This window comes from Pedobacter sp. B4-66, from assembly GCF_018492665.1.
GTDB lineage: Bacteria > Bacteroidota > Bacteroidia > Sphingobacteriales > Sphingobacteriaceae > Pedobacter.
The window spans coordinates 1-529 of sequence record NZ_JAFVME010000036.1 but is presented as its reverse complement, the minus strand read 5'-3'; the positions used below and the strand labels follow the sequence as shown (position 1 = coordinate 529).

The 529-nt window shown below is 33.5% G+C and carries 1 pseudogene; it reads left to right on the top strand.

From position 1 onward, the window contains the following. Nucleotides 1–324: pseudogene (locus J1905_RS23900) on the top strand (thioredoxin family protein); the annotation flags it as partial. Nucleotides 325–529 lie beyond the last annotated feature (205 nt).

Genomic DNA, 529 nt, shown 5'->3' with positions numbered 1-529 from the left:
GCACCTTGCAGAAAGGATATTGCAAATTCAAAAACAGCTAAAAAGATATTGAAAGATGAAGATTTTGTATATCTCTATTTTTCTACAGATAAAGATGCCACCGCATGGAAGAATGCAAGTATCATGGACAATATTGAAGAAAACCAGTTTATTTTTGACCACGCCAGCACTTCCGGTTTTAATAAATTACTTAATTTACAAGAAATTCCCAGATACCTATTACTGGATAAAAACCATCATGTAAAAACCTTATATGCTCCAAGACCGGATGAATCCTCTGTTGAGGAACTAAAGTCTAAGCTTAACTCGTTATCCCAAAAATAATGCTTAATTAAAGAGCTTATGCCTAAATTAAGCGTCAAGATTTCATTTCAATAAAACAGGGAACTTATTAATATTAAATCACATTAGTTCTTTGTACAGAAAGGGGCTGTCGGTTGCAACAGAATAGTCCCAATAACAAACATGAATGTTATAAAAACATGTCGCTTGAAGTAACCTGGCGTGATGGGGTTACAAAATTTAAATC